Annotated in this window: 22 protein-coding genes and 3 pseudogenes; 3 read left to right on the forward strand and 22 right to left on the reverse strand. The window is 44.8% G+C overall.

What is annotated here, in order from left to right:
- Positions 1–6: 6 nt before the first annotated feature.
- The 4 genes from KIK04_RS06730 to yyaC form a co-directional block, all read right to left on the reverse strand.
- Positions 7–681 carry an SdpI family protein gene (locus tag KIK04_RS06730; RefSeq protein ID WP_232277512.1) on the reverse strand — a complete coding sequence of 225 codons (675 nt, stop codon included), beginning with the start codon at positions 679–681 and terminating at the stop codon, positions 7–9.
- Positions 681–962 carry an autorepressor SdpR family transcription factor gene (locus tag KIK04_RS06735; protein WP_232277513.1) on the reverse strand — a complete coding sequence of 94 codons (282 nt, stop codon included), beginning with the start codon at positions 960–962 and terminating at the stop codon, positions 681–683. Before KIK04_RS06735 ends, KIK04_RS06730 begins: the two co-directional genes overlap by 1 nt.
- Positions 963–1,080: 118 nt before the next feature.
- The gene (locus KIK04_RS06740) at positions 1,081–1,869 is read right to left on the reverse strand and encodes an alpha/beta fold hydrolase (RefSeq protein WP_232277514.1); all 789 of its coding nucleotides are present in this window, start codon (positions 1,867–1,869) and stop codon (positions 1,081–1,083) included.
- Positions 1,870–2,428: 559 nt separating this feature from the next.
- A complete protein-coding gene (yyaC, locus tag KIK04_RS06745; RefSeq protein ID WP_232278632.1) occupies positions 2,429–2,983 on the reverse strand; it encodes a spore protease YyaC in 555 nt (184 codons plus the stop codon).
- 209 nt (positions 2,984–3,192) lie between these two features.
- On the opposite strand from yyaC, the gene KIK04_RS06750 reads away from it, so the two are divergent.
- Positions 3,193–3,414, forward strand: a complete 222-nt coding sequence (locus KIK04_RS06750; RefSeq protein WP_232277515.1) for a DUF1128 domain-containing protein — start codon at positions 3,193–3,195, stop codon at positions 3,412–3,414.
- A gap of 61 nt (positions 3,415–3,475) precedes the next feature.
- Here KIK04_RS06750 and KIK04_RS06755 read toward each other — a convergent pair whose 3' ends face one another.
- Together KIK04_RS06755 and KIK04_RS06760 are read right to left on the reverse strand one after the other, a co-directional pair.
- Positions 3,476–4,186, reverse strand: coding sequence for a copper homeostasis protein CutC (locus KIK04_RS06755; protein WP_232277516.1), 711 nt, complete (start codon positions 4,184–4,186; stop codon positions 3,476–3,478).
- A gap of 23 nt (positions 4,187–4,209) precedes the next feature.
- The gene (locus KIK04_RS06760; protein ID WP_232277517.1) at positions 4,210–5,217 is read right to left on the reverse strand and encodes an asparaginase; all 1,008 of its coding nucleotides are present in this window, start codon (positions 5,215–5,217) and stop codon (positions 4,210–4,212) included.
- 296 nt (positions 5,218–5,513) lie between these two features.
- Between KIK04_RS06760 and KIK04_RS06765 the strand changes: the two genes are divergently transcribed.
- Positions 5,514–6,215: a phosphatase PAP2 family protein gene (locus tag KIK04_RS06765; RefSeq protein ID WP_232277518.1), complete on the forward strand. Its 702-nt coding sequence runs from the start codon at positions 5,514–5,516 to the stop codon at positions 6,213–6,215.
- Between the two features lie 66 nt (positions 6,216–6,281).
- On the opposite strand, the gene KIK04_RS06770 is transcribed toward KIK04_RS06765, so the two are convergent.
- The 14 genes and pseudogenes from KIK04_RS06770 to KIK04_RS06830 all read right to left on the reverse strand — a co-directional run bounded on the left by KIK04_RS06770 (position 6,282) and on the right by KIK04_RS06830 (position 18,951).
- Positions 6,282–6,437, reverse strand: a complete 156-nt coding sequence (locus KIK04_RS06770; RefSeq protein WP_232277519.1) for a hypothetical protein — start codon at positions 6,435–6,437, stop codon at positions 6,282–6,284.
- Position 6,438: 1 nt separating this feature from the next.
- Positions 6,439–7,209, reverse strand: coding sequence for a sigma-70 family RNA polymerase sigma factor (locus KIK04_RS06775; protein WP_232277520.1), 771 nt, complete (start codon positions 7,207–7,209; stop codon positions 6,439–6,441).
- Positions 7,206–7,664 (reverse strand): anti-sigma B factor RsbW, encoded by a 459-nt coding sequence (gene rsbW, locus KIK04_RS06780; RefSeq protein ID WP_232277521.1) that lies wholly within the window; start codon positions 7,662–7,664, stop codon positions 7,206–7,208. The genes KIK04_RS06775 and rsbW overlap by 4 nt, the downstream gene beginning before the upstream one ends.
- Before the next feature lie 46 nt (positions 7,665–7,710).
- Positions 7,711–8,028, reverse strand: coding sequence for an STAS domain-containing protein (locus KIK04_RS06785; protein WP_232277522.1), 318 nt, complete (start codon positions 8,026–8,028; stop codon positions 7,711–7,713).
- Between the two features lie 110 nt (positions 8,029–8,138).
- Positions 8,139–9,347 (reverse strand): annotated as a pseudogene (locus tag KIK04_RS06790) (ATP-binding protein); the annotation flags it as partial.
- A gap of 14 nt (positions 9,348–9,361) precedes the next feature.
- Positions 9,362–10,207 carry a CheR family methyltransferase gene (locus KIK04_RS06795; protein WP_232277524.1) on the reverse strand — a complete coding sequence of 282 codons (846 nt, stop codon included), beginning with the start codon at positions 10,205–10,207 and terminating at the stop codon, positions 9,362–9,364.
- Positions 10,204–13,731, reverse strand: coding sequence for a response regulator (locus KIK04_RS06800; protein WP_232277525.1), 3,528 nt, complete (start codon positions 13,729–13,731; stop codon positions 10,204–10,206). Before KIK04_RS06800 ends, KIK04_RS06795 begins: the two co-directional genes overlap by 4 nt.
- A 30-nt stretch (positions 13,732–13,761) precedes the next feature.
- A complete protein-coding gene (locus KIK04_RS06805) occupies positions 13,762–14,928 on the reverse strand; it encodes a SpoIIE family protein phosphatase (protein ID WP_232277526.1) in 1,167 nt (388 codons plus the stop codon).
- 400 nt (positions 14,929–15,328) lie between these two features.
- Positions 15,329–15,850 carry a hypothetical protein gene (locus tag KIK04_RS06810; RefSeq protein ID WP_232277527.1) on the reverse strand — a complete coding sequence of 174 codons (522 nt, stop codon included), beginning with the start codon at positions 15,848–15,850 and terminating at the stop codon, positions 15,329–15,331.
- A 381-nt stretch (positions 15,851–16,231) separates the two neighbouring features.
- Entirely contained in the window at positions 16,232–16,414 is a 183-nt protein-coding gene (locus tag KIK04_RS06815; protein WP_232277528.1) for a hypothetical protein, read from the reverse strand.
- A gap of 71 nt (positions 16,415–16,485) precedes the next feature.
- The gene (locus KIK04_RS06820) at positions 16,486–16,941 is read right to left on the reverse strand and encodes a DinB family protein (RefSeq protein ID WP_232277529.1); all 456 of its coding nucleotides are present in this window, start codon (positions 16,939–16,941) and stop codon (positions 16,486–16,488) included.
- Between the two features lie 56 nt (positions 16,942–16,997).
- Positions 16,998–17,129, reverse strand: a pseudogene (locus KIK04_RS24395) (YdcF family protein); the annotation flags it as partial.
- 666 nt (positions 17,130–17,795) lie between these two features.
- On the reverse strand, positions 17,796–18,320 hold the full coding sequence (locus tag KIK04_RS06825) for a hypothetical protein (RefSeq protein WP_232277530.1): 525 nt from the start codon (positions 18,318–18,320) through the stop codon (positions 17,796–17,798).
- A 1-nt stretch (position 18,321) separates the two neighbouring features.
- Positions 18,322–18,951: a CdiA C-terminal domain-containing protein gene (locus tag KIK04_RS06830; protein ID WP_232277531.1), complete on the reverse strand. Its 630-nt coding sequence runs from the start codon at positions 18,949–18,951 to the stop codon at positions 18,322–18,324.
- Between the two features lie 68 nt (positions 18,952–19,019).
- On the opposite strand from KIK04_RS06830, the pseudogene nfi reads away from it, so the two are divergent.
- Positions 19,020–19,689: pseudogene (gene nfi, locus KIK04_RS06835) on the forward strand (deoxyribonuclease V).
- A gap of 144 nt (positions 19,690–19,833) precedes the next feature.
- Here nfi and KIK04_RS06840 read toward each other — a convergent pair.
- Positions 19,834–20,307 carry a toxin-antitoxin system YwqK family antitoxin gene (locus tag KIK04_RS06840; RefSeq protein ID WP_232277532.1) on the reverse strand — a complete coding sequence of 158 codons (474 nt, stop codon included), beginning with the start codon at positions 20,305–20,307 and terminating at the stop codon, positions 19,834–19,836.
- A gap of 25 nt (positions 20,308–20,332) precedes the next feature.
- Positions 20,333–22,966, reverse strand: a complete 2,634-nt coding sequence (locus tag KIK04_RS06845; RefSeq protein WP_232277533.1) for a YwqJ-related putative deaminase — start codon at positions 22,964–22,966, stop codon at positions 20,333–20,335.
- Positions 22,967–22,987 lie beyond the last annotated feature (21 nt).

The following is a 22,987-nucleotide window of genomic DNA, read 5'->3' on the forward strand; positions in this document are numbered from 1 at the left end:
ACCTCATTAAATTTGTTTCTGACGACGATACAAAAGAAAAGAGTAGATGACAGGGAGAAAAGCGCTAACTAACGCAACAAGAAGAATAATCGTCGCGGTGCTGTACGGCTCAGTTGCCCAAGCCAATACAACAAAAATGAAACCCGAAATGACCCATACTCGAGCAGCGAAGCGGTGTGTCAGCCTCCACACATTCTCATTATCTAGTGTCCAAGGTGTGCGAATGCCCATAAAATAATTAGGACGGAGTCTGCCCATCGAATTGCCGATAAGAATCCACAGCAGTCCCATTCCAATTAAAATAATGTCCGTGATCGGCACATTCCAGCCCAATTGATAAGCCAATGCTGAACCGAATACGACGTGTAAAAAAATCGAGAGCAGCCAAAAAAATGCATCATAGGTGGGCCCGAACTTTTCGTAGTTTTGTGCTTTTGGATCCAATAATGGTGAAAAGATGTGTAGCCCACTTGGCAGCAGGACACTGAATACAGTAAACATCCCTAAAAAAGCTGCCTTTGACATGGTCCCATCCGGTTCCCCTTTGAAGTTAAAGTGCGAGATGACTTGCTCAGGAAGTTGCGAATACAAAGACCAGGCTAAAGCACAGACGATGATGTTAAACGCGAGTAGCAGTACGGCGTTGCGGCGAAAAATGACCTTGCGACCATCTGTCTTCATCAGTTGTCCCCCTTATTCTCCTGTTTGTATTGTACGACGTCTAACATCCAGCTAAGCGTATCTTGAAGCACTGTCGTATTTAATGAATACCAAATATGCTGACCACGGCGTTCATCAATAATGAGCTTAGCTTGCTTTAAGGCGTTTAAATGGTGAGATATGCTAGGCTTTGTCATATTAAAATTGTCTGCTATCTCACCTGCTGTCAAATCCTTCTCTTTAAGCAACGAGATGATCTGACGACGGGTCGGATCTGCCAATGCTTTAAACGCTTCGTTCATGTTAAACTCCTCACGCTTTATTTAGACAATGTTCTAAATATAAGTATAACGATCAAAAGTGCCGCCCGCAAGAGACGACACCCTAAGATCCAGATCTTTTTTATTCAGTCGATATATACTAACTGCGTAGCGAGCTTATAAATGGAGTAACAATGTCGACGAGCCCATCTGGGTCTTCAAACATTCCCATATGCCCGACCCCTTTCATCGCCGCTTGCGTAATATGCGTCCCATCTACGATGAACAATTTCTCAGCAGGAACAATCTGATCTTGTTCGCCTGCTACGAGCAATACAGGAAGTGAAGTCGTGTGCAGCACAGATGTCCGATCCAAACGCTCACGCATGGCCAGCGCCGCTCCCACCGCACCCTGTGGAGGAGTATGGTAGCCGATTTCACGTGCTAGCTGAGCAGCAGCGGATTGCGCATGATCCGGCGCAAATAGCTTGGGCACAAGGTTGTCTACAAATGAAGCTATGCCTTGCGCTTGAATGGTTTCCACAGCCTTTAAGCGATTCTGCTTACCCTCTTCGGTATCGGGATAAGCTGTCGAATGGATCAGGCCAAAGCCAAGCAGCCGCTCACTGTACCGTTCGGCAACTGACAAGGCAATGTAGCCTCCTAAGGAATGGCCAAGCAGCACAAATTGATCTAAACCGAGCTTGTCCGCCAATCCAAGGACATCATCTGCCATTTGCTCGATCGTGTATGCCCCGTTAGGCGCATCCGACTTGCCATGCCCTCGCAAATCAGGCGTAATGACGCGGTAATGCGCAGACAATGACGGAGCTACCTTGCTCCAGTATTGCGAGCTGCCGCAGTAACCGTGCAGCAAGATGACAGGCACGCCTTCCCCTTGATCCACGGCATATACATGTACATTTTCATTTACGCTGTAATGTGTCAACGTGCATCCCTCTTCTCTCAAATAAACAGTATATGTTCATGTTAGACCCAATATGCGACCCATAGCGTGATGCCAAATTTTTTATTGATTTCACATTAAAATTATTCTAGTAATCGACATACGTCCATAGATATACAATATATTACACTAACACCAGTGGCATGAAACGCAGTATTGGCTATAGCTATGCAACCTCATCAGGAACAGGCAGCTTCATTTTCCTCATGAAAGGAGGTGAAGAAGTCATGGAACTGTTTGAAGTGTTTTTCGGTTCGTCGATGCTGATTATCGGTCTTGTGCAAGTGTTTCTAAACATTACAGACCGGCAGAACAAAAAATGAACCGCTCCTTCGGGCAAAGGAACGGATCGGCAGCAATTCATGTCTTTATGGGCTATGTTCTTTTTTATACGGAGTCAGCACATGCTGGCTCCTTTTTTTTGTGGTGCAACACCAACTCCATGTTTTACCGCTTGTGCTCATGAGCCGCCTAAGAGTTGGCTTGCGTATGGTATAGACTTTTTGGCTCACGAAATCATCGTATGGGTATTTATGAACATTTATGCTTCCTTTTTTGTGCAAAAAGCATTTGTAATTGCAGCAGCTAGTTCGTCTGCCATCTGCATCACGTGCCAGAGCGAGGTCGTTTGCAGCGTCCAATATGGCTTAGGACCATGCTCATTTACAACCGCGGCAATGCTGTAATCCCCGATTGCAGGGAATGACTTCCCTACTGATTCAGCAGGCGTTAGCGGTTGATTACCTACCATAAAACACCCTACTGTAGACGGATGTCCGAGGCACGCATCTATGGCAATCGTAATGGAATGTTGTGGAATGGATGCTAGGCGAGCTTCTAAGTTGGAGGCATCACAAGGAGCAGCCATGCTGCCTATTACGTTGGTAAATCCGTGTGCAATTAGCTTAGTGCCTACTAAAGGGCCGAGTGCATCTCCGGTCGAGCGGTCGGTTCCGATACAAATAAAGTGAACTTCGGCGGCAGTATAGTGTGCTGCTATTTGAGCAAAAAAAGAATGCAGCTGTGTTCCCGAACATTTCTGCCTTCGTTCCGGCACAATTACAGCTTTATGAGATGGATGAATGTGACCCTGCATCAAGAAAGTACTCCTTTGAACGGCATATCATATATGCTGCCTATTGTACTGTAGTTATCCGCTTGATGCCAAGTTTAACATGCGATCTGCACAACATTACATGTTATGCGGTTATGTCTGGTCATATACAACTTCATTTTTTTTATTTCCGGTTCGTGTTACAATACGAGCAGCAAAAAGGACAATGCGCGTCCAAGGAGGATATTAAGATGAATTTAAATGAACAAACTCAGCAAAACGTAGAATTCATGATCGAGGCAATTAAAGATCGCTTGAAAATGGCTACTGCAGCAGCGATGCAAGCTTCTGCTTTTTCAGTAGATCAATACGAAGATATTAAGGACATTTACGATGTGGTCATGAACAAACCGGCGTTCAGCATTAGCGAGATGGAAGCACTCGTATCTGAATTAGGCAAGCTACGTCGATAAACGCAACGATACAAAAATGGGCACAAGGATGTACAATCCTTGCGCCCATTTTCATACCCATTTATGCCCATGCTTGGCGTACGACTTCATTAAGCTTCTGCATGCGCGCAGCATCAATCGGAGCCAAAGGGTTACCGTTCACACGCACGGCTGAACCGACGTGCACTTGCTGTACACTCGTTGCCGCGATGAACGTGCTCATCGACTCCAAAGATAGACCACTACCAGCCAACACCGCTAGTTGTGTCTGTTCAGTGCGACGCACCATGGTAGCTATGTCAGTCTCCCCCTCTAACGCACTCGGTTTACCACCTGACGTTAGTACGGTCGTAATTTGCGGATAGTGCAGTAGCGTCTCAATCGCTTCATGTACGCTGCGAGCCTCATCAATCGCTCGATGAAACGTCATCGGCAGCCCCTCCGCCGCTTCTAACACGCGTTCGAGTGAAGCTGTATCAACGAGGCGCTGCGGCGTTAGCGCGCCAAATACGAGCGCATTCGCACCTGTATCGCGAATATAGCGTACATCTGCTAGCATCGTTCGCAAATCTTCAGCGTTATAGATAAACGTCCGGCTATGCGGACGCAGCATCACGTTAACGGGGATGCTCACGGCCCGTACAACTTCTTCAATCAATCCGAGGCTTGGTGTTAAGCCACCTTCACCGATAGCTGTTATAAGTTCAATACGGTCTGCGCCATGCTGAGCAGCAATTACTGCATCGTTGACAGTTGTCGCGATGACTTCAAACACGTGATCTAATTTCTTCATCTCATCATTCCTTTATGTTGACATCAATCTTCATGCTGTAATGTAAATACGGCCCGACTACGGCCAACCTCTATGCGGTTGTCATTATAAATCGTTTCCGGGAACGCTGCTTTAATACGTTCAATCGTTGCTGTTCGCTCATAGCCGATCTGCTCCAAAATCGAAGCGACAATAAGTGCCCATTCTTCATCTGAACCGTCCGCAACTTTAAACGCAAAGCCAAGCTGTTCTTTGCGAAGCGCAAACGCAAATATACCCTTGAAGCCGCCTTTGGCAACGATGTTATCGTCTTCCATTAACACGGAATCAATGCGTCCGGTTCCGCCTACGAGCAGTGGATGTGCTTGCATGGCTGCGGCAATGCGCGTTACTGCGCTGCGCATGGATTCATCAGCAATTAGCTCTGGGCATGCCAGCTTTAAATAAGCGGTTGCCAATCCACGCAGAGGTAGCGCAAACACTGGAAAACCACAACCGTCCGTTCCAGGCTGCATGTGTTCGATCGGCGTCTCAGACATATCAGCTAACGTCTGGACGATTTGCTGTTGTGCTGGATGAGAAAGCTCCGTGTAGGAATCCAACTCGTAGCCAGCCAGCTTACTCCAACCTAGGACACCAAAGTGCTTGCCTGCGCAATTGTGAAAGGCCCGTCGTTCGAAGCCTCCCTCACGAATCCATTGTACTTTTGCTATATCATTTAACGGGTAAGTTGGAAGACAGATGAGATGATGTTCGTCTAATTCCATTTGCGCCATGATACGGTTCATCGTTTCCATATGAATGGACTCTCCCCGATGGGAAGCCGTCATTAGCGCGAGTGCTTGATCATTTAGTTCATAACGTTCCAATGCTCCGCTCTGTACGACTGGAATAGCTTGCAGCGGCTTGCCCGCCGAGCGCAAGAACATCGGCCGTTCAATATCTCCGAGCGCATAAGGAATTGTACTGTCTGGACCGACACCACAAATAGCTCCATAATGTTCACATTCCAACCAGCCATTGCGGGTTTCTTCGACCAACAATTGTTTCATGATCCCATACTTCCTTTCCCCTGCTCATGCTTGTATATTCGTACTCCCTTGATTATAAACAAAATACAAGAAATGTGCATAGTTCGCGGACATAAGAAAACAAGATCATGCTCTCATTGAAGGGAATCTGATGTAAGAGGGAGCGCGAATATCGTCTAACGTTTGCGCAAATACCTCAAATTATGTTATGCATATAGGAGCACACTCGCGCAATCATTTTGCATTCGCTATTAATTAGGAAAGATGATGCATGTTGTTTTTTAGCTTATTTTACGCTTAAAGGAGAATGAACGATCGTGAATAAACAACCGTCTACGAATTCAGCGCTAACAGGAACGGCCAAGCTAACGATAAGTTTAGTTTGGGCGACAGTAGTCGTACCCGTGCTTGTCGTGTTGCTATTTGTAATAACGAGGGGCGTCTTAAAAAATAGCTTTAGTGAATTTGATATTGCAGTTACTGATACACTGCGCTCTTTTGCTTCACCACAATTAACAGAAATCGTAACGTTTATTACTCATTTTGCTTCAAGCCATATCATCGCGCCTATCGCGATAATCGTGGCTGCTACGCTTGCATTTGGCTTTAAAAAACAATGGGATGCCCTTTGTGTCGCGGTCGTCATTGGCGGTAGCGCACTGCTAAACGAAGGCTTGAAGTTAATTTTCCAGCGCGCTCGACCGGAATGGGAGCACTGGGTACACGCAACGGGCTATAGTTATCCGAGTGGTCATTCCATGACGGGACTAGCGTTCTATGGCATGGTCGGATTTCTAATCTGGCTGCATTTAAAAGAGCGTGGAAAAGTTAGATTTTACGTCCCAATATTGACCCTGCTCCTGATTGGCGGCATCGGAGTAAGCCGCATTTATTTAGGGGTTCATTACGTAACCGACGTCATTGCCGGATTTGCGGCGGGGATGGTGTGGCTCATTGCATGTATATACGGCATGCAGTGGTTAAAAGGAAGAAAGCACACGCTGAATGTGAGCAAATAGCATGTAAAGCGCATGCACCACGAAAAAGATACGAAGTGAAGAACTCGTTACTCGTACACCGCGTACTTAATTGTACGCTGTTGCACTCGCTAGTAACTGCGCTCTATCCTTCGTATCTTTTTTGTATCTGGATTCGTATGTTCGTATGTTCGTTCGTAACACGATACGTGCAATAAGATCAACTTTGCCATAGACAGCTCGGAATGTATCGCTTTTCATCATGTCATTCCGATTCTGGCACTTGCATCGATAATATGTGCTTCAACTTATCCGTAGCTCGCCGCTGGATACGCGATACACTCATCTGAGACACGCCCATCCGCTCAGCCGCTGCCCGCTGCGACAATCCTTCGTCATAGACGAGCGTAAGCACTTCGCGTTCTTCCACTTGCAGCTCCTGCATCGCTTCAAGCAAATCCATTTTACGCTCAACGGCATCATAATCGTCCGCTTCGGTACTAATCAACTCTCCTAAAGTTGCGGCGCTCTCCTCTTGGGAAAGGGGTGTATCGAGTGAAACGTAATGGTAGCATTCGCGACCAGCGAGCACCTCGACCGTTTCCTCGACCGACAATTCTAAGCGTGCAGCAATTTCATCCACATTTGGCGAGCGTTCTAGTTCCATCGTCAACTCGTCAATCGTTTGCTGGATAAGTGCGCCTTTTTCTTTAATTCGCCGCGGAACTTGGATGTACCACGATTTATCACGCAAAAAGTTTTTCATATGCCCAATAATGCTCTTCATTGCATACGCTTCAAACGGGATACCAAGTGAGCCGTCAAACTGCTGTAACAGTCGGATAAGGGCCATATTACCGACCTGCTGCAAATCTTCGAACAGATCCGGGCGGTTACGAGAAATTTTTCCGGCAGCCATTTTGACCATCGGTTCATACTTTTGGATGAGGATTGTGGCAATTTCATTATCGCCTGTTTCTTGATACTGGAAAATTAGTACATTCGGATCATCAGCATTCATTGAACCTACATTCATAGAAGCTCCCCGCTAAATAGTTTACGCTTCTTCATTTTGACAACAGTCCCTTGACCCGCTGTACTACTAATTTCCACCTCATCCATTAACGCTTGCATTAAATAAAATCCTAATCCCCCAGCTTGTACCTCATCCAATTGTTTATGATGCCAGCCTTGAACACCATTCGGCTTGTTGTTCGCATCGAAGCTCTCACCCTCATCAATAACAGTCAAACTAAGCTCGTGCTCGCCTATATCAAATACGATTTCGACCATGCCGTCATGACGATTATAGGCATACAAAACGCTATTGTTACACGCTTCCGACACCGCAACCTTCATATCTTCTATCTCTTCATACGTAAAGCCAATTCGACTAGCAATACCATATAACGTCAATCGTACCAAGTCGACATATTCGGCTTGTGCTGGCAAGGTCAACTTCACTTGCTCAATTTGCTTCCCATCGTTCATATTCCTATCCCTTTCGTATCTCATTTTCAAAAGTATGTTATAGCGGTTACGCCGTAGGTGTTAAAAACTTCGAAATCCCTGTCATTTTAAAAAGTTTCTGTACGTATTGCGGCACATTTATAATGTGAAAAGGTGATTGCATGCCATGTCTTACTTTTAATATCGAAATAAGAATTCCTATGCCCGTGCTGTCTATATACGTCAATCGCTCTAAATCTAACGTTAACTCAATGGTCGAATCATTTACAATCGGCTCCATATGTGCTCTAAATTCACCTGCCGCAGCCAAGTCCAAGTCTCCTTGCAAGCCTATAACTACATGATTCTCTGTCTTGTGCATGGTCACTGAAAATCTATTGCTCATAACGACCTCTCCCATTTTTCGTCTTAAAAAAGGTAAACCCATCCTCACTTTTTCTTACCCTGAATCGTTCAACGTTAAACAATATTTTTCAATTCGTCTTCATAATGTCTTAGTTGGACCCAAAAGCGAAAATGAGCGCCTTGCTCACTAGGAATCGCTTCAATATCTCCACTCATCATTTGGACGATCGATTTGCATATCGCTAGTCCTAGTCCAGTTCCACCGTAGCGTCGATTCATAGAGGAATCCAATTGTGAAAATGGCATAAACAGACCTTCCATCTTCTCTACAGGTACGCCAATTCCCGTATCCTCTACTTCAAATTGCACCCGATAAGGTTGTGATTCAGCATGCTTGTCCATTTCCGAATGATCATGGCCAGCTAGCAGTGAGACGTGTACACGCACATTGCCCGTATCCGTAAACTTAACGGCGTTACCGACTAAATTAATAAGAACTTGCCGCAAACGAATCATATCTCCGTACAAATAAGTCGGTAGCTCTGTATCGACCTCGTACGATAAGGTCAAATCCCGCTTGCTCGCTTCTGCTGTAAACAACTCAAACACTTCATTGATAAGCGCTTGCGGCTCGAACGGATACTCTTCCATTTCGACCTTGCCTGATTCCATTTTTGTAAAATCAAGAATGTTATTAATCGTCTTAATAAGTGCATCCGCGCTCTTGCGAATCATTTCGGCATAGCTTTGCTGCTCCGGCTCCAGCTCCGTATCGCACAGTAAATCTACCATCCCGAGCACACCGTTCATCGGCGTGCGAATTTCGTGACTCATCATCGCGAGAAACTGTGTCCGTGCCATCGCAGCCCGCTCTGCTGTTTCTTTAGCGGAAGCCAGCTCACGATTCATTCGCTCCAGTTCCTGCGTTTTTTGATGGAGCAGCATTTTTTGGGCTTGCAGCCGCTTTTGCGCCAGAAACATGCCGACGTAGCTTTGAATTTTCGACTTCAAAATGTGCGGCACGAACGGCTTAACCATGTAATCGACGCCGCCAGCTGAATAGCCCGCAAACAGATGCTCGGTCTCTTTATAGTTCGCCGACACAAAAATAATCGGAATGTTCTTTGTTTTTTCACGTGCTTTAACCCACTTGGCGGTTTCGATACCGTCCATTCCCGGCATTTGCACGTCCAGCACGATGACCGCGAACTCCTCCCTCATTAAGTGCCGCAGCGCTTCTTCTCCTGATGTCGCCTTTACGAGACGATAATGCTCATCAGATAGAACCGCTTCAAGCGCCAACAAGTTTTCCGGTCTATCATCAACGAGCAGGATGTTTATCGGTTCCAAAGTAGGCATCGGCGCCCCTCCCCTTAGCGAATTTTTCGATACATTTTTTCGTTACGATCCATTTCTTCATACTGCGCTTTTCGTGGTGTAAAATGCATGGATTCCTTGGACCCTAGTACAAGTATCCCTAATGGTGCCAAGCTTTCGTAGAACAGGTCATGAACACGATTGCGTAACGGCTCGTTAAAGTAAATCATGACGTTGCGACATAAAATGACGTTGAATTCATTAAATGAGTGATCAGCCGCTAAGTTATGTTCAGCAAAAATAACGTTCTTACGTAAATCGGGATGAAATTGCACCCCGTCTTGCGTAGCAACATAATATTCCGAGAAGGAACGCGTGCCGCCGGCTGCTAAGTAATTTGTCGTAAACAGCTTCATTTTCTCGAGTGAATAAATGCCGTCCTTCGCTTGTTTGAGCACGCGGTCATTGATGTCCGTCGCATACAATCGCGTTTTCTCATATAGTCCTTCTTCTTGCAGCATGATCGCCATCGAGTACACTTCTTCACCTGTGGAGCATCCTGCATGCCAAATACGAATGTATGGATAAGTTCGCAGTAGCGGAATCACTTCACTGCGAAACATCTTGAACATAGTCGGATCACGAAACATTTCCGTAACCGGAATCGAAAACGCATTAATAAGCCGTTGAAAACAGGCTCTATCATACAACACTTTGCCTTGTAGTTCGGATATTGTAACTAGCTGCTCAGCATATACTTGATGCCACACTCTTCGCTTAAGCGAAGAGTAGGCATAGTCACGAAAATCGTATCCATATATACGATATACCCCTTCTAGCAACAGTTCAATCTCGATCCGTTCACGATCGGTTTCTTGATATATTCGCTCATTGCTACTCATCGATACAACCACACTCTCATCAAGGACAGCAGTTGCTCGGTTTCAAACGGCTTGCTTACATAGTCCGATGCGCCAGCTTCAATGCACTTATCACGGTCTTCCTTCATTGCCTTGGCGGTTAAAGCGATAATCGGGAGCGTGGCCATGTTCGGGGCGCTGCTACTGCGAATACGGCGCATGGCCTCATAGCCATCCATCTCTGGCATCATCATATCCATCAGGATGAGATCATAGTGCTGCTCCTGCTCCAGCAATTGTAGCGCCTCCGCCCCATTTTCTGCGTAAGTGACATTCATATCATATTGTTCTAACACGCTGGAAAGCGTGTATACGTTACGAACATCATCATCGACGAGTAAAATACGTTTGCCTGACAGGTGATCATCTTTGACGGCGATGTGGGGCTGCTCCTCTGCTGCACGTTCGGCTTTCATTTTGCTTAAAAGAAGCATCGTTTCTTGCAACAACCGCTCTGGCGACTTCACATCCTTAATGATGATACTTTGCACACGTTGGCGTAGCTCGGTCTCTTGTTTCGCATTTAGTACTCTACCTGTGTAAATAATGATCGGCATGGTCTGGTGCTGCTTGAGCTTGCTTATGTGCTCAAGCAGCTCGAATCCGCTCATATCCGGCAAAGTCAGGTCAAGAACCATCCCGTCAAAGCACTGCTGTTCCAACTGAGCGAGTGCTTCGGTTCCAGTTGTAACAGCTGATACTTTCACGTTCACACCTTCGATGAGCGCCATTAACGATTTCAGCTGCGGCCCGTCGTCTTCCACGATTAGCAACTGCTTCCGTTCAAATGGCCAATGGCGTTGATACAGTTGTGATTGTGCGGCAGCTACTTCACGCTGCTGCGTTAGCTGTTGAGCCAGCTGTTCCATTTGCTGATTGCTTGATGCTGGCTTTTCCTTATGGTCATGCGTGTATGTTTGTCCGTACCCTAGCCCTTCTATTTGCACTTGCGCCTGTGGCTGCTCCTGTCCGAACGTGTAATTTTGCCCGAACCCTTGCTCCTGCACCTGCTCCGATCCATGTTCCAGAAAAGCAATTTTCGCAGATGCAGCAGATACTAAGGCTGCTGTCTCTGAAGCAGTTAATCCCGAAGCTATGGTGTCCATCACTGTTGCATCTAAAGCTGTCGAATGTATGGCACCAGACATCGCTTCTTTGCTAGGCGTTTCGGTATGCTGCGGAATGATAAACGTGAACGTACTGCCCACGTTTTCTTCGCTGCGCACGAGTAGGGCACCACCCAAGATGCGAGCTAGCTCACGGCTAATGGATAAGCCTAGGCCTGCTCCACCGTATTTGCGGCTTGTGGTGCCGTCCAACTGCTGAAACGCCTCAAAGATTAACTCCTGTTTATCGTCAGGGATGCCGATTCCTGTATCCGCAACGCGCAGGGCAATGTAGTTTCGTCCTGTGCTAAGCATAAATAAAGGTAGCTCATCCGTTTGCGCCGTTTCTACACGCAGCTCAACGTGCCCGCTGCTTGTGAATTTGAACGCGTTGGATAGCAAGTTGCGGACGACTTGTTTGACACGGTAGCCATCTATATACATATACGATGGCAAACCGTCTTCAATATGGACGTCAAACGACAATCCTTTTTGCGACGCGATCTGGGCGAAGCTATCCCTCATAAAAGAAGTGAACTCGCTCAGATGAAGCTGTTCCTCGTTTAAGCGCATTTTGCCTGCATCCATCTGGGACAAGTCCAACACTTCATCAATCATTTTCAGCAAATCGGTGCCCGACATGTGAATCGTACGCGCGTATTCCATTTGCTTCGGCAGCAAGTTGTCTTCCTTGTTCTCGGCAAGGAGCTGTGACAAGACGAGCAAGCTGTTCAACGGAGTACGTAGCTCATGAGACATATTCGCCAAAAACTCCGACTTATACTTAGAGGCAAGTGCCAATTGCAACGCTTGGCGCTCCAACTCCGTACGCGTACGCTCTAGCTCATCGTTTTTATCATTTGACGCCGACATTTGCTCTTCCAACGCCCGTGTTTTGGCGATAAGTTCGGTATTGTAATGCTCTAGCTCTTCCTGCTGACGCTGCAACGTTTCTTCGGAATGCTTGAGTCTATCGGTTTGCAATTCTAAATGCTCGTTTGAGCGGCGCAGTTCTTCTTGCTGCGACAATAATTCTTCAGACTGACATTGCAGCTCTTCTGTTAGTGCCTGTGAATCTCTTAGCAAATCTTCGATACGCAAACGTTCTGAAATCGTATGCACGATCACACCCAAACTTAACATAAGCTGCTCCAGCAGACGCATTGGGACTTCGCCAAGCGGCTTGATGCTCGCCAATTCAAGCACACCGATTACCCGCTTCTCAAATGTAACGGGGTACAATACAAGCTGAACGGGTTGTGAATGACACAACCCGGAATCAATTCGAAGCGAGCTATCGTTCAGCTCATCGATAATGATCGGACGTGCGTCGGCCGCACATTGACCGACTAGCCCTTCTCCGACGGCAAAAGAACGCTCGGCTGCCAAGAGATCCGTACCTGCGTATGTTCCGAACAAATGAAACAGGTTCGGATTTTTCAAATCATCGCGTAAATAGAGGGCTCCATATTGAGCGCCTAAGATCGGCACAAATTCGCTCACAAACATTTGACCGACTTGCTGCAAGTTCGTAATGTCCGTAAGCAGCTCTGTCATTTTAGCTGTGCTGCTGTTAATCCAAGCTTGCTCTTTCTGCGTGCGGGCGTATTGCTGTTCCGCCCTTTTGCGCTGCTCAATATCTTCAGCCATCGTCTTAAACACTTCGATAACTTCGCCAATTTCATCACGTGCATATGGCTGAATGCTGCGGACTCTGCGCAGGCGGCCACGCGCCAAGCTCTGAATCATGAGTGACATTTTGTTCAGGTTCCGTGTCACACTCGGGATCACCCAGAGCATAACGCCAATCGCCACAACGAAACCAGCAATCATAACCGTAATCGTCATTGTAACGGCTTCTGCGTATGCCTTATTCGACTGTTGGAGCTGGTTGTCCATAATGAGCTCATGGTGGGAAGCAAGGCTCCGTGTGCTTTCGAGTACTTCTTTTTGCCTGTCCAGACCGATTGAATTGCGCAGTTTGTTCGCTTGTTCGGTCTGGCTCTGCTTCGCAAGTCGTATCGCTTCTTGTATAAACTGATCGTATGTCGTCCAAGCACGTTGCACCCGTTCTACAAGCTGTCTTTCTTGTGGCGTTTGGATACCACTTTCCAGCAAATCGAGTGAACTAACAATCCGTTCTTTGTATACGCGAATCGTTTCAACCGTACTGTCCTGCACATGCGTCTCATTCAGCAGCTCATTGACGAGCTCTCGTGCGATACTATTCGCATCGTCTCGTGCTATCAGCGCATATTTGACCATATTGTAGCGTTCATAATAGAACGTATCTAATTCACTTTTCAAATTGCTAATTCGAGAATACGACATCCAGCCAAGTGATGATAAAATGACAAGAAAGCTCGTAAAGCCGATCACAAGCTTCGTACGCAAATTCAAGGCTTGTCCCCCCCTTCCTTTGTTCCAAGTCTACTCACCATTTGAATCCGCTGTGCTATTCATATCAATCCAGATGATACATTTATCATCTTCACGCGTTTCTTCGTCTGCTATTTTAAATAGCTCTTTCCAAGCAGGTGCAGCTAGCGATTGCTCGGATTGAAGCAAATGGACGATATAATCTTTTGCTTCGTCAATATCTTCACTGCATGATTCCAGTAAACCATCTGTAAACAGCACCATTTTCGCATTTGGCGTCATTGAAATTATCCGCGCCTCAATGTCTAGTTCTGAAAACATGCCGACCGGATACCCCGTCGAATCCAACGTCACGATGCTGCCATCTTCCATATGGACGATGCCTGGTGGATGGCCCGCATTGGCATAATGGATCGTATGAGCGCGGGTATCTACAATCGCGTAAAGAGCTGTCATGTAATACAGCATCAAATTCCCGTTCATATGCAGCTGATTGAACTTCGTGTTTAACAGGCGCAGCAGTTCATCAGGCTCTTTTTTCTGCACAACGGTATCGCGCAGCACGGAAGCGATAAACATGCATAGCAGCGCAGAGGAAACGCCATGTCCCATCATATCGATAATGATGATACCGTATCGCCCCTCCCCTAACGGAAACCATGCGTATAAATCCCCCGCCAATTCATCCGACGGTTGATACAAGGCATGAATGTTAATCCGCTCGTCCTGATACGGTTCCGTCAGTACGGAGGACTGTACTTTTCCAGCCAATCTTAACTCTTCACGAATAAGCCGATCACGTTCTTTGTGCCAATCTTTCTCCTGCTTCAAGCGCAGCGCCACCCGAATCCGCGCCATTAACTCAATTTTATTGATTGGCTTCGTCACATAGTCAACAGCACCCGCATCCAGCGCCTGCGCTAACAGATGGGAATCTCCCACCGCGGTTACCATAATGATCGGGATATCTTTTAACTCCGCATATTGCTGCACGGTGCGACACGCCTCAAGACCATCGATTTCGGGCATCATCATATCTAACAAAATAATGTCTATTTCAGGAACGGCCAATGGGCCAGTCGGTTCTTCCATACCTAATATGCGATACATTTCGCGAGCAGACGAAGCTGTTGAAATGCCTGTGTATCCAGCCTTGCGTAAAATTTCACGAACGAGCATGACGTTGGTTGGGTTATCATCGACAATAAGTACGTTCATCAGCTGCTCCTCCTCTTATGTACGACACAAGCCAAACTATACCGCTACTCTAACTATACCGAAAATGAACATGCTTCGACATATTTTTTTGTAAAAACATTCCTTTAAAGCCCTATCATTCATTCGTTCGCTTCTGGACTAAAAAGTGTTGTAGTATACAAGCAGAAAACGGCTACGCCATCCATTGCTTATGGACAGCAGCCGTTTTGGGTGCGCAACATGATTTATAATATTCTCTTTTAGCGTTAGTTGGTTGTTGCCTCGTAGAAATGGTTGCCCATTTCGCGTAGTTACAGTTATTGTTGCAATCATTATGATTTACCCTAAATGATTGCGGTTGAAACGTCAACGTCATGCTGGTTCGTGTGGATGTGAATGGAGCTTACTTTCTCACCCAGTTTCATAATCCGGTTTCATAGTCTTCGATTAGATGTGACCAATATCCTTCAACGTCTTTCATCGCTTCGGGATCAATTTGTTCAAATAACCCACGTAGCTCAATCGCATATTTATATGAATTAAATTCACCTTCTTTTCTCATTTTCGTGGCCACTTCATTTTTAATTAAATCGAACAAAAAAAATGTTCTCAAGTTTTTATTAAACATATAAATTTGGGGGGCATGAAGGGAAGAAGTAGTGAAAAAACCATCGCTACCTTCTTTTAAGTACAAATCTTTTGATTTACGCCCACCGTAATCTGCATAATGACCGATAATAATAAATCGTTCACCTTCAATAAATGTTTTTTGAAAAGCATTTTCGTCATAGAATACAAAATTATCATATTTCTCTGGCACTCCAATACTAACCATAAAATCAGCATTTTCATGACTAATACCAAGTTCAATCAATTCAAAGTAATTATAGTCTCGTAATTTAGTATCATAATAACCGAGGATCTCATGGATATCAAATTCCATACTCTCACTCCTTTAATATTTCAGCTCTTTAGCTAATTCAGCATTTCCTCGATCTCTTGAAATCTTACCTCTTTGTACTCTCAAAAACCTTCAGAGCACGAGCGTCATCTATTTCAATCTCTGCCACTACAAGATTTTTTAAGCCTTATGTAGTGTAGTACTTATGAAAAACAAATAAGCCCATAACCGTATTTGGAAGCAAATTATTTGTCCAATTTATAAGGGAATGGGCTCTTTTTGATCCTAAATAAGGCAGTGTAGGTTCTTATCATTTATAGAACATCATCGTCTGCTAATTTATCAGCCTGAAGTTCGAAATCTTCTAAATTAGCCGGGATCTTTAATCTTACTTTATCGCTTTCTAAAGTCACTCCCATTTTACTAGCATGTTTGCCCTTGAGTTAAGTGTGGAATATTAAATGCCGAAGTATTCGGTAACAGTTCTGCTAAAGCCGTGGCGGCTTTTGTAGCAGCTGATTTTGCTCCAATCGCTATTAGAGTTCGCCTAAGTTTATCCTGAGTTTCCTTTTCCATTTCTTGTGCGGCAAGATATTTCAGTGCCAACTTAAGTCCTAGTTGGCGTCTATCGTACCCGTTAAATCCCATTCCGAGTAATGATGATTATTATGGCCCTGTTAGAGCCTCGTGAACGTGATGTAATCGACTTGGGCAGGCTCTGCCGATTCGATCCGAAGTGCTCGGTTGATCTGTCCCCGGTGATATTGCCCATGTAAGAGGACCTGCAACAGGATGTCCCGGACGGACGTTCGGAATGGAACCCCGCTCTGGCTCGCATAATCGATCATTTCGTCCAACTCGGATTCCTCTAGCCCTTCAATATAGACGCGATATTGCTCAGCGTTTTCTTCGAACATGGTCCGAATCGCCGTCAGGTCTTCCGCTTCCTCCCACAACGAATATTGCGCGCTGCCCTTGCCCTGCAATCGGGACAGCCAGACTCGTTCCGCGACCGCGACGTGCCGAACCAGCTTCAAAAGCTCCTTGTTCTTCGTCTCACTCTCCTCGAGCGCGTCCAAAATGCGTCCGTCCGCCCAGTACAGGTGGCCCATCATGCACTTTATCGTCTTCATTACGGTTTCCCCCTCTTCGTCTCATCGATTACTTGAACCTACTGTTATCCGTTAGCTTAATCATTTGAATGAACTAAAACAACCATTTTCGGGTAAATTCCTTGTTGCTGTAACACTTCCGAGGAGAAACGTGCATTTTCAAAGGTATTAGTTGCTTTCTCTTCTTTAAGTAATGATTCTGAAGGTACTCCTAACGCTACCCGACATTTTTAAGAAACTCCCATTCGGTTCTTTCTACATGAGGGATCGTACCACCAGAAGGTAGAATAAATTGAGTGATGCCGTTATGGTACAATGTTGCGGCTCTTTCCATATATTCGAGGAGGACTTGCTTCTGGAGTTAATATAATGTCTGACTGCTTGATTAACCCTCTACTTCTCCGTATGTCATGAGCTATATTAATGACTAGGAAGCCTTTATATTCTCAAAAATTCCTCCTCGTCTTACTTTTGAGTTGCGGAATTATCCCTTCACTTTTCCTATTGAGGCGTCCCATTCTTCGATTGAGGAAGATTTTGAAAAATCCGTGAAAAAACGAATATAACAGAAACAGGGCAATCATGGTGGTATCTAACTATAATCGACCTGTTTCTTTTGTATTATTATGTTAAATAGTGTATAAAATTCAAGCTTCATGTGCGTACAACCAAAATGACGAAATCTTTATACGGATATTACTTGGGTTAAGTATGTCGTTTCTGGAATGATGAGTTCGTTCGGCACTGGGTCGGGTCTGCTTCATCAACTCCCGTCATCTATATCAGAGAAAAAAGGCCACAACACGGGCGGTTAGCTCGCATTGTGGCGTGGTTAATAAGATTATTGATAGGACTCAAGAAATTTGGAAAAACCTTCACTTTTCTTCTTCACTATCTTTTAAAAAATCCTCCTCTTCATATGGATAATTCAATAGTGCTAGATTTTCTTTTGCCAGATACCATGCCCGATAATCTAAATTACTATTAATAATTAAACGCCCTTTAATTCTTTTCAATAGTGGATACGAGGTATGATCTTCAATAACCAAATCCAAATTGTTCATTCGCAATATTTTACCAATTAACTCCAACATTTTTAACCAACCAATATCAAAAGTGCTTGTTATAAATTGAATACTAATAAGAACATTTGTAGTCACACCATACGCTTCAAAATTCATTTCTCGAAAACGCTCCAAATATTCATCCTCACCATCTAAATCAATACTCATTGAAAAATAAGTGCAACCAATACTCACTTCTCGATTATCAGACCTATCTCGCACTTCTGCCTCATCATCAATTAATTCTACAAATAATACTTCACATATCATATCATAAAGCAACTTTCTCAAGGATTCTCTAGGTAAATCAAAACCAATAGATAGCCTAAAATCCATATTACTCATACCTCCAGTACGCTCTAGTTACTTGACGACCTTCAATGACTAATAGTTCATTTAAATGTTTTAAATCCTTGTGTGTCTGACTTATTAAATGATCAATAAGCTCCGTCCTTTTCTCAACAGGATAGTCATTTAAATTTAACACTATTCTTCTAGCTTGCTTTGTAGTTTTTTCTCTAAGCATGTCAAGAGTATTTTTTAGAATAATTGAATCAGGAGCATAACAATCAAATACTTGTCCCTCTATAATAAAATCTGGGCTTTTTTTAGGATCAATACCATAGCCATTTCCACCAAAACCATTTCCGTTTGGAAGTTCATCAAGCATTATAGTACGATACCCTTGTTCTGCAAGTACAATAGCAGATTCATTTTGTCTTTCTAATCCTCTATCACCTTTCGGTGGGATCTTGGCATAATCCCCTTCCGCTTCCCCCCCCTTAGATAACGATGGTTTAGTAATTTTAGAATTTGGTCTAATTTTAGGTGTATAAGGAATATGCTTATCACCATATAGCTTGTATTCAGAGCTCGTTTTCCAGTCCACATTGTCATCACCATATTTTGAACGGAAATACTCATCCCATTCTGATCCTGATCTAGGTATCTTTGAAGAATTACCCATCCCCTCTATAGAAAACGGAAATTTGTTAAAATAGATCTGTTGCTTATTTGAAACTCGGAGGAATTGAAATGAAAACAAATGTGCATAAATGGAATTTGTGTGAAATGGAAGCCATTAAAATACAGCAGGAATTATCCAAAAAATTATAAAAAAGATTTTTCGGATCAAATTCGCTATGTTGCCGGAGTAGATGTTGCTTATAGCAAAAGTAATAATAAATTAATAGCAGCAATTGTTATTTTAGAATCAGATTCATTGGAATTAGTAGAGTCAATTGTTATTAAAGATACAGTTCAATTCCCCTATATCCCAGGATTGTTCTCATTTAGAGAACTTCCTCCAATTATTAAGGCATTTGAAAAAATAAAGACTACTCCTCAGCTAGTCGTTTGCGATGGACATGGGCTTGCCCACCCTAGACGGTTTGGATTAGCCTATCATTTAGGGGTCCTTTTTGATATTCCTACAATTGGGTGTGAAAAAATGAAGCTGTTGGGTAATTTTACTGAACCTGATCAAAATAGAGGAGATCTGTCACCATTAGTTGATAACAACGAAATCATTGGAAATGTATTACGAACGCAGAAGAACATTAAACCCATCTTTGTTTCAATCGGTCATCGAGTTTCTCTAAAAACTGCCTGCGAGTGGATACTCCGATTGTCACCGAAATATCGGTTACCTGAAACGACTCCACAGGCAGATCAGATCGTGAAAAAAAACTTGTCACTCAGCTAGAAGTTTCTTAGCTAATTATAAAGATGGGCGAAGGGCGCCCATCTTTATATAGTACCCCATCTAGAAATTTAATCCGATTTTCGAGCCTCATTCAAGTTAATATTCACTGATCCTTTCAAAAAGCATTGTTAACCCCTAGTATTATTATTTTCCCTCTGACTTTTCAGCCCGTTTATTATACTTTTCGATCATTTTTTTATCAAATTCACTAGGTTCTGTTTTTTCGATGACTAATTCTCCTGCTTCACTCCACTGTCTGTGTGTTATGCAAAATCCATACTTATATTCTTCTTTTGATTTTATGTTACCATTTTCAAACCAAGTGATTTTTTTTCCTGATATGACCCCATTGCTCATTTGTTGAGAACTCGCAACTTTACCACTTTCATAATAATTCACATTTTCTCCATCAGACATACCATTTTTGTAATGCGCATAATATGCCAAATTACCACTTTTATACCTTTCATAGAGTATACCTGATATAGGTATTCCCCCTTCTTCTAAAGGTTTATTAAAAACTTCTTGCCCATAAACCCCAGAATAACAAACGTCCCCAGTGAACTCTATGCCATTAGATAGTACAAATTCTATAGGTAAAATATCAACATTACCCATTTTGATAACCGCCTCTCAATATTACCTACTTTTTCAAATCAGATAGTATAGGAAAGCCTTTTAAAATATAATTACAGTGCGGACACGTATGAAACGGAATATCGGTTACAGGCTTTGTTGTGCCTCCTGGCTTAATAACGTATATTAGTATATCATCAAGAGTCGCATTTTGATTATCCAATAATGCTTTATTAGCCGCATATACTTCAGCGTGAGACCCTGCGCCATGAGTATACAGACTATATGAATCATAAACATCATCCGGCATGTCAATAATTCGTTTTTCAATATGAGGGTGTAATTCTTTTGGTAATTTGCCTTCAACATCATTAATCGCCGTGTAAATCTTACCAGTAGTTCTATCGTATGCTCCTGCAACTGCCGGACCAAGTTGCTTATTAGTAAGACCAATATCTTTCAACATCTGTGCCTCTTCAATAACATGGTTTTTAAGTTTCTGAATTTCCTCTGATGTAAAATTATCTAGATTACTTTTACCCATCCCCTCAGCAACATCATCTACTTTCGAAGGATTACTCCCACCACTGCCTCGACCACCAGTAGGAACAGGTATTTCATCATCCATCTTGGAGAAATTAACGTACCCCTGTCCACCGCCAGCATGCGCAGGAACAAGCCGTCCTCCATTTTGGTTGAGATTAAGCTGCTTCTTAACATTCTTCACGCCATTTTCCAACCATGGCGACACCTTATCAATCGTCTTGCCCAGCACTGGGTCAACGAGACCTCCGGTCAACATACCGATTCCAGTATCAATGAGTACTGTCTTGAAGCTGAATCCATTCCCTTCTAACGTCTGGCGGATCACGCTTTCCACGCCATTCGTTAGACCGCCAAGCCCCATCTTGCCTCCGACAGTCGCCATCGAACCGAGCGGCCCAAATATCGCGCCCGACACCGCGCCTATCACCGATTCTCGCGCCGCCGCTCCCGCATAGGCGCCGAAATCGCTCACCTCGCCGCGCATCACATCCGAGACAGCGACACTCGCAACAGCCGCCGTTCCGCCGATAGCAGCCCCTGCAACGACCGCTCCAATCACAACCGCCCCAGCGCCCAACGTCGCTACCGTCAAGGCCGCCGCTGCCACCACAACAGCGACTACAGCAAGGCCGCCCAACACGTTCATCGCCAGCTTCCCCCAACTAAATGGCGGCTCCGGATCCGGCGGCGGTGGCGGCTCACCCTTCTTCGGCTCATCGTTGTACGGTGGGAATGTCGTGCGATCCTGACCTTCCAGCAACACATTTTCCCCGAGGAAATGGAACTCACTTTCAATCGCAAACCCGCTAGGCACATTGCGCTTCTTCACAAAAATCTGGCTCTGCGCACTCACCACTACCCGTTTAGGCGTATACAGCGAGATCTCACCATCCGCATTGAGCGTCAGCTTCTTGTGGCTGGTAAGTGTCACCCCAACCTTGTCATCAAAGCTAACGCTTAACGGCTCCTTACTCCCGCTCACCACGTTGATCGCGGTGGGCGACAGCTCCAGCTCGCTACCATGCTCCGTGCCAAAATAACGAATATTCGGATCACTCGTCTTCGCACAGCTTCCGCCATTTTTGCGCACGCAGCCTATCACAATTGCCCGCTTCCCCGTTGCATCCGGCACATACAAGCTCGCATTCGTTCCTACCTGCGGCATACTGTACATCACATTTCCCGTCGGCGGCGCAAACGGGAACCAATACGCAGTCGACTTGGACTGCTCCTGATCAAACTCCAAGTGGAGCTTGACCTGCTGCCCCTTCACATCCAGCACTTCGCCCTCAAGCGACACTCCAGCCAGCTTATCGTTATGTATAATCGCTTGACGCACACCTTCCCGACGTGACAGCAAGTACGTATAAATAAACTGCCCACGATCCATCCGTGCCCTTACTTCGCTAACAACCATCCTCAGCCCACGAAACTGAATCTCATCACCGATCAGGTACCGTTCTCCACTTTCAATTTCGTAAGTAAAAAAATCAGTATCATGCAGCCCTGCTGCGCTCCCGCCCGCCTGTTGAAAGGCAAGCAAATTCTTGGCTGCCACATACGGCGTCTCATCAGACAGCGTATAGCTCTTTCCTTGCGGCAAACCAAAATAAAAACGCGGCTTTGCTTCTAATATATCACACACCACAACGCTGCTAAAATGGCTCGCCAATCGCTTCACAAACGCCCAATCCGTCTCGCTATATTGGAACAGCGGCGCTCCAAGCTTAACCCCATCACCGACACTTTCGATCACATCATAACCTGGGTACGTCTTAATGATCTCGCGAATCAGTGCAGAATAAGTCATATTCGTATCCTGAAATGAGCGCTTCTTCCTTTTCACATCCAATTGAAAACTCGCCGATGCAGCCTCCACCTCAATCGTATACACACCGTTCAGATGGCTCATTTCGACCGACGTCACAATTCCTTCGAATAGAGTCTTTTCAGACTCCCTACCACTCTCATATACCCGAATAACATCGTCCGCTGTAGCTTGCAGCGCAGCATTCACCTTTGCTGTATCTTCTACGATTCCTCGTAAATAGAGCCGCCCATGTTCGTTAGCCCGCCATTCCATTCGTATATCTTCGATGCGTTTAATTCCGTACGGCGAAGCAGCTCTTAAATAATCAAATCCGATTATCCCCATCCATGTCCGCCTCCGCTTCGA

It is taken from the genome of Paenibacillus sp. 481 (genome assembly GCF_021223605.1).
Classification (GTDB): Bacteria; Bacillota; Bacilli; order Paenibacillales; family Paenibacillaceae; genus Paenibacillus_B.

Bases quoted from the DNA above. Each gene is read 5' to 3' on its own strand.
- KIK04_RS06825 (WP_232277530.1), bottom strand. From the start codon at position 18,320: ATGGATTTTAGGCTATCTATTGGTTTTGATTTACCTAGAGAATCCTTG.
- KIK04_RS06750 (WP_232277515.1), top strand. From the start codon at position 3,193: ATGAATTTAAATGAACAAACTCAGCAAAACGTAGAATTCATGATCGAG.
- KIK04_RS06760 (WP_232277517.1), bottom strand. From the start codon at position 5,217: ATGAAACAATTGTTGGTCGAAGAAACCCGCAATGGCTGGTTGGAATGT.
- KIK04_RS06795 (WP_232277524.1), bottom strand. From the start codon at position 10,207: ATGAGTAGCAATGAGCGAATATATCAAGAAACCGATCGTGAACGGATC.
- KIK04_RS06845 (WP_232277533.1), bottom strand. From the start codon at position 22,966: ATGGGGATAATCGGATTTGATTATTTAAGAGCTGCTTCGCCGTACGGA.
- KIK04_RS06755 (WP_232277516.1), bottom strand. From the start codon at position 4,186: ATGAAGAAATTAGATCACGTGTTTGAAGTCATCGCGACAACTGTCAAC.
- KIK04_RS06730 (WP_232277512.1), bottom strand. From the start codon at position 681: ATGAAGACAGATGGTCGCAAGGTCATTTTTCGCCGCAACGCCGTACTG.
- KIK04_RS06805 (WP_232277526.1), bottom strand. From the start codon at position 14,928: ATGAACGTACTTATTGTCGATGATAACCCAACCAACGTCATGCTCGTT.
- yyaC (WP_232278632.1), bottom strand. From the start codon at position 2,983: ATGCAGGGTCACATTCATCCATCTCATAAAGCTGTAATTGTGCCGGAA.
- KIK04_RS06775 (WP_232277520.1), bottom strand. From the start codon at position 7,209: ATGAATGTAGGTTCAATGAATGCTGATGATCCGAATGTACTAATTTTC.
- KIK04_RS06840 (WP_232277532.1), bottom strand. From the start codon at position 20,307: ATGGGTAATGTTGATATTTTACCTATAGAATTTGTACTATCTAATGGC.
- KIK04_RS06735 (WP_232277513.1), bottom strand. From the start codon at position 962: ATGAACGAAGCGTTTAAAGCATTGGCAGATCCGACCCGTCGTCAGATC.
- KIK04_RS06785 (WP_232277522.1), bottom strand. From the start codon at position 8,028: ATGAGCAATAGATTTTCAGTGACCATGCACAAGACAGAGAATCATGTA.
- rsbW (WP_232277521.1), bottom strand. From the start codon at position 7,664: ATGAACGATGGGAAGCAAATTGAGCAAGTGAAGTTGACCTTGCCAGCA.
- KIK04_RS06830 (WP_232277531.1), bottom strand. From the start codon at position 18,951: ATGGGTAATTCTTCAAAGATACCTAGATCAGGATCAGAATGGGATGAG.
- KIK04_RS06770 (WP_232277519.1), bottom strand. From the start codon at position 6,437: ATGATGAAAAGCGATACATTCCGAGCTGTCTATGGCAAAGTTGATCTT.
- KIK04_RS06820 (WP_232277529.1), bottom strand. From the start codon at position 16,941: ATGAAGACGATAAAGTGCATGATGGGCCACCTGTACTGGGCGGACGGA.
- KIK04_RS06810 (WP_232277527.1), bottom strand. From the start codon at position 15,850: ATGGAATTTGATATCCATGAGATCCTCGGTTATTATGATACTAAATTA.